The organism is Streptomyces sp. NRRL B-24085, from assembly GCF_001282115.1.
Taxonomy (GTDB): domain Bacteria; phylum Actinomycetota; class Actinomycetes; order Streptomycetales; family Streptomycetaceae; genus Streptomyces.
Genome location: NZ_LJBR01000241.1, coordinates 1 through 3,336 on the forward strand (window position 1 = coordinate 1; position 3,336 = coordinate 3,336).

General features: G+C 70.2%; 3 protein-coding genes. 2 read left to right on the top strand and 1 reads right to left on the bottom strand.

Annotated features, from left to right (window positions below):
• Nucleotides 1–887, bottom strand: an 887-nt coding sequence (frc, locus tag AOJ26_RS25000; protein ID WP_053850595.1) for a formyl-CoA transferase, incomplete at its 3' end; no start/stop codon positions are given.
• A 248-nt stretch (nucleotides 888–1,135) separates the two neighbouring features.
• Here frc and sucC point away from each other — a divergent pair.
• Complete coding sequence (gene sucC / locus AOJ26_RS25005) at nucleotides 1,136–2,266, top strand: ADP-forming succinate--CoA ligase subunit beta (RefSeq protein ID WP_053850593.1); 1,131 nt, start codon at nucleotides 1,136–1,138, stop codon at nucleotides 2,264–2,266.
• An 11-nt stretch (nucleotides 2,267–2,277) separates the two neighbouring features.
• On the top strand, nucleotides 2,278–3,177 hold the full coding sequence (sucD, locus tag AOJ26_RS25010) for a succinate--CoA ligase subunit alpha (RefSeq protein ID WP_053850594.1): 900 nt from the start codon (nucleotides 2,278–2,280) through the stop codon (nucleotides 3,175–3,177).
• Nucleotides 3,178–3,336 lie beyond the last annotated feature (159 nt).

Consider the following 3,336-nt stretch of genomic DNA (forward strand, 5'->3'; position numbering starts at 1 on the left):
GTCCATTCCTCGATCAGCTGGAACATCTTCGCCAGCTTCGGCAACCGTGCCTCAGCAGTGGCCCATTCGGGATCCTCCGCCAGCTCGGGGCGTCCGATCAGGGCGGACAGGGGCTGCCAGCCCTGGGGCTGGACGATGACGTACACGTAGTCGTTGGGGCCGCCCGGCGCGCACCGCACCGCCCAGCCCGGCTGCCCGCCCCCCGACGCGTTCCCCGAACGCGGGACCTCGTCGGTGAAGTCGTCGTTGGGGTACTCCGCGAGCGGGCCGTGGGCCAGGCGCTGCTGGTCACGGAGTTTGACCCGGCACAGGTTCAAAACCGCGTGCTGCATCGCCACGTTCACCCGCTGCCCGCGCCCGGTCCGCTCCCGCTGCAACAACGCCGCCAAAATCCCCGCCACCGCGTGGATACCGGTACCGGAGTCACCGATCTGCGCACCCGTGGCCAGCGGCGGACCGTCCTCGAACCCGGTCGTCGCCATCGACCCGCCCATCGCCTGCGCCACCACCTCATAGGCCTTGAAGTCCGTGTACGGGCCCTCACCGAAACCCTTGATCGAGGCGTACACGATCCGCGGGTTGATCTCCCTGATCCGCTCCCACGCAAACCCCATCCGGTCCACCGCGCCCGGCGCGAAGTTCTCCACCATCACATCCGCACCCCGAATGAGCGCGGTCAGGATCTCCCGCCCCCGCTCCGTCTTCGTGTTCAACGTGATGCTGCGCTTGTTGCAGTTGAGCATCGTGAAGTACAGCGAGTCCGCCTCCGGCACATCCCGCAACTGCCGGCGCGTGATGTCCCCGCCCGGCGCCTCCACCTTCACCACATCCGCCCCCAGCCACGCCAGCAACTGCGTCGCCGACGGACCCGACTGCACATGCGTCATGTCCAACACCCGCACACCCTCAAGAGCCGTTCTCGACACAAGCCACCTCACTTGTCCGTTGCCTTGAGCGTCCTGGTGCGCTGGTCCTGACCCCTGCTCGGCACATTGCATACAGTCGACGAATACTGTATGAAGATTGTTATCCCGCATCCGATGGGTGATGTCCAGGGGGCGTGCAGCACTTTTCAGTCGCGCAGCACTTCGCGCAGCACTTTCAGTCGCGCATCACTTCAGACGGGAGCCTCATCATGGACCTGTACGAGCATCAGGCCCGGACCCTCTTCGAGGAACACGGAATCCCGGTGCCGAGGGCGGAGGTCACCGACTCGCCCCAGGAGGCCCGTGCGATCGCCCGCAGGCTCGGCGGCAGCGTCGTCGTCAAGGCGCAGGTCAAGACCGGTGGCCGGGGCAAGGCGGGCGGGGTGCGGCTCGCCGCAGACCCCGTCGGGGCCGAGCGGACGGCACGCCGGATCCTCGGCATGGACATCAAAGGACACACGGTCGGGAAGGTCATGCTGGCCCAGCCGGTGGACATCGACAGCGAGTTCTACGTCGCCTACGTCCTCGACCGGGTCGCGGGTCGCTTCCTCGCCATCGCCTCGGCTGAGGGCGGCATGGACATAGAGGAGGTCGCCGCGGTCCGCCCGGAGGCGGTCGCCCGGATACCCGTCGACCCCGCCGAGGGCGTCACCTCGGCGAAGGCGACCGAGATCGCCGACGCGGCCGGCCTGCCGGCGCAGACCGTCGACGTCCTCGTACGGCTGTGGGAGGTCCTGGTCCGCCAGGACGCCCTCCTCGTCGAGGTCAACCCGCTCGTGCGCACCCGGCAGGGGCACGTCCTCGCCCTCGACGGCAAGGTCACCCTCGACGACAACGCCCTCTTCCGGCAGGCTCGTTGGAACGGCGACACGATCGCCCACGACGACCCGCTGGAGGCGGCCGCCGCCGCGAAGGGCCTCAACTACGTCAAGCTCGACGGCGAGGTGGGCATCATCGGCAACGGCGCCGGCCTGGTCATGTCGACCCTCGACGTGGTCGCCGGCTGCGGGGCCCGTCCCGCCAACTTCCTCGACATCGGCGGCGGCGCCTCCGCCCGGGTCATGGCCGACGGACTGACGGTCATCCTGTCGGACCCGGCCGTGAAGTCCGTGTTCGTCAACGTCTTCGGCGGCATCACCGCCTGCGACGCGGTCGCCGACGGCATCGTGCGGGCCCTGGACGAGGTACGGCTCACCAAGCCGCTCGTCGTACGCCTCGACGGCAACAACGCCGCCCGCGGCCGGGCCGTCCTCGACCGGCACGCCCACCCCCTGGTCCAGCAGGCCACCACCATGGACGGCGCCGCCCGCCGGGCCGCCGAACTCGCCCACACCAGTTGAAGGAGCGGGACATGGCCATCTTCCTGACCAAGGAGTCCAGGGTCCTCGTGCAGGGCATGACCGGCGGCGAGGGCATGAAACACACCCGCCGCATGCTCGCCGCCGGCACCGACGTCGTCGGCGGCGTCAACCCGCGCAAGGCCGGCCAGGCCGTCGACTTCGACGACCGGGTCGTACCCGTCTTCGGTTCGGTCGCCGACGGGATACGGGAGACCGGAGCCGACGTCACCGTCGTCTTCGTGCCGCCCGCCTTCGCCAAGGCGGCGGTCGTCGAGGCCGCGGACGCCGGCATCGGCCTCGCCGTCGTCATCACCGAGGGCATCCCCGTCCACGACTCGGTCACCTTCACCTCGTACGCGAGGAAGAAGGGGACGCGCATCGTGGGCCCCAACTGCCCGGGCCTCATCTCGCCCGGACAGTCCAACGCCGGCATCATCCCGGCCGACATCACCAGGGCCGGCCGCGTCGGGCTGGTGTCCAAGTCGGGCACGCTCACCTACCAACTCATGCACGAGCTGCGCGACATCGGATTCTCCACCTGTGTCGGCATCGGCGGAGACCCCGTCGTCGGCACCACCCACATCGACTGCCTGGCCGCCTTCCAGGACGACCCCGACACCGAACTGATCGTGCTCATCGGGGAGATCGGCGGCGACGCCGAGGAACGGGCGGCCGCCTACATCCGTGAGCACGTCACCAAACCCGTCGTCGGCTACATCGCCGGATTCACCGCGCCCGAGGGCAGGACCATGGGCCACGCCGGCGCCATCGTGTCCGGTTCGGCGGGCACGGCCCAGGCGAAGAAGGCGGCGCTGGAGGCGGTCGGCGTCAAGGTCGGGAACACCCCCACCGAGACCGCCCGCCTCGTCCTCACCCTGCTCGACACGGCCCGCGAGGCCCCCCGGGCCTGACCCGGCCCCATCCGGCGGTCCCGGCCCGACCCAGACCCATCCGGCGGTCCCGGCCGACCCACACCCATCCGGCGGCCCCGGGCCAGACCCGGGCCAGACCCGGACCCGACCCGGCGGCGCACGGAGTCTCCTCCGGCCCCGCCGCGTTCCCCCGTACCC

Bases quoted from the DNA above. Each gene is read 5' to 3' on its own strand.
- sucC (WP_053850593.1), top strand. From the start codon at position 1,136: ATGGACCTGTACGAGCATCAGGCCCGGACCCTCTTCGAGGAACACGGA.
- sucD (WP_053850594.1), top strand. From the start codon at position 2,278: ATGGCCATCTTCCTGACCAAGGAGTCCAGGGTCCTCGTGCAGGGCATG.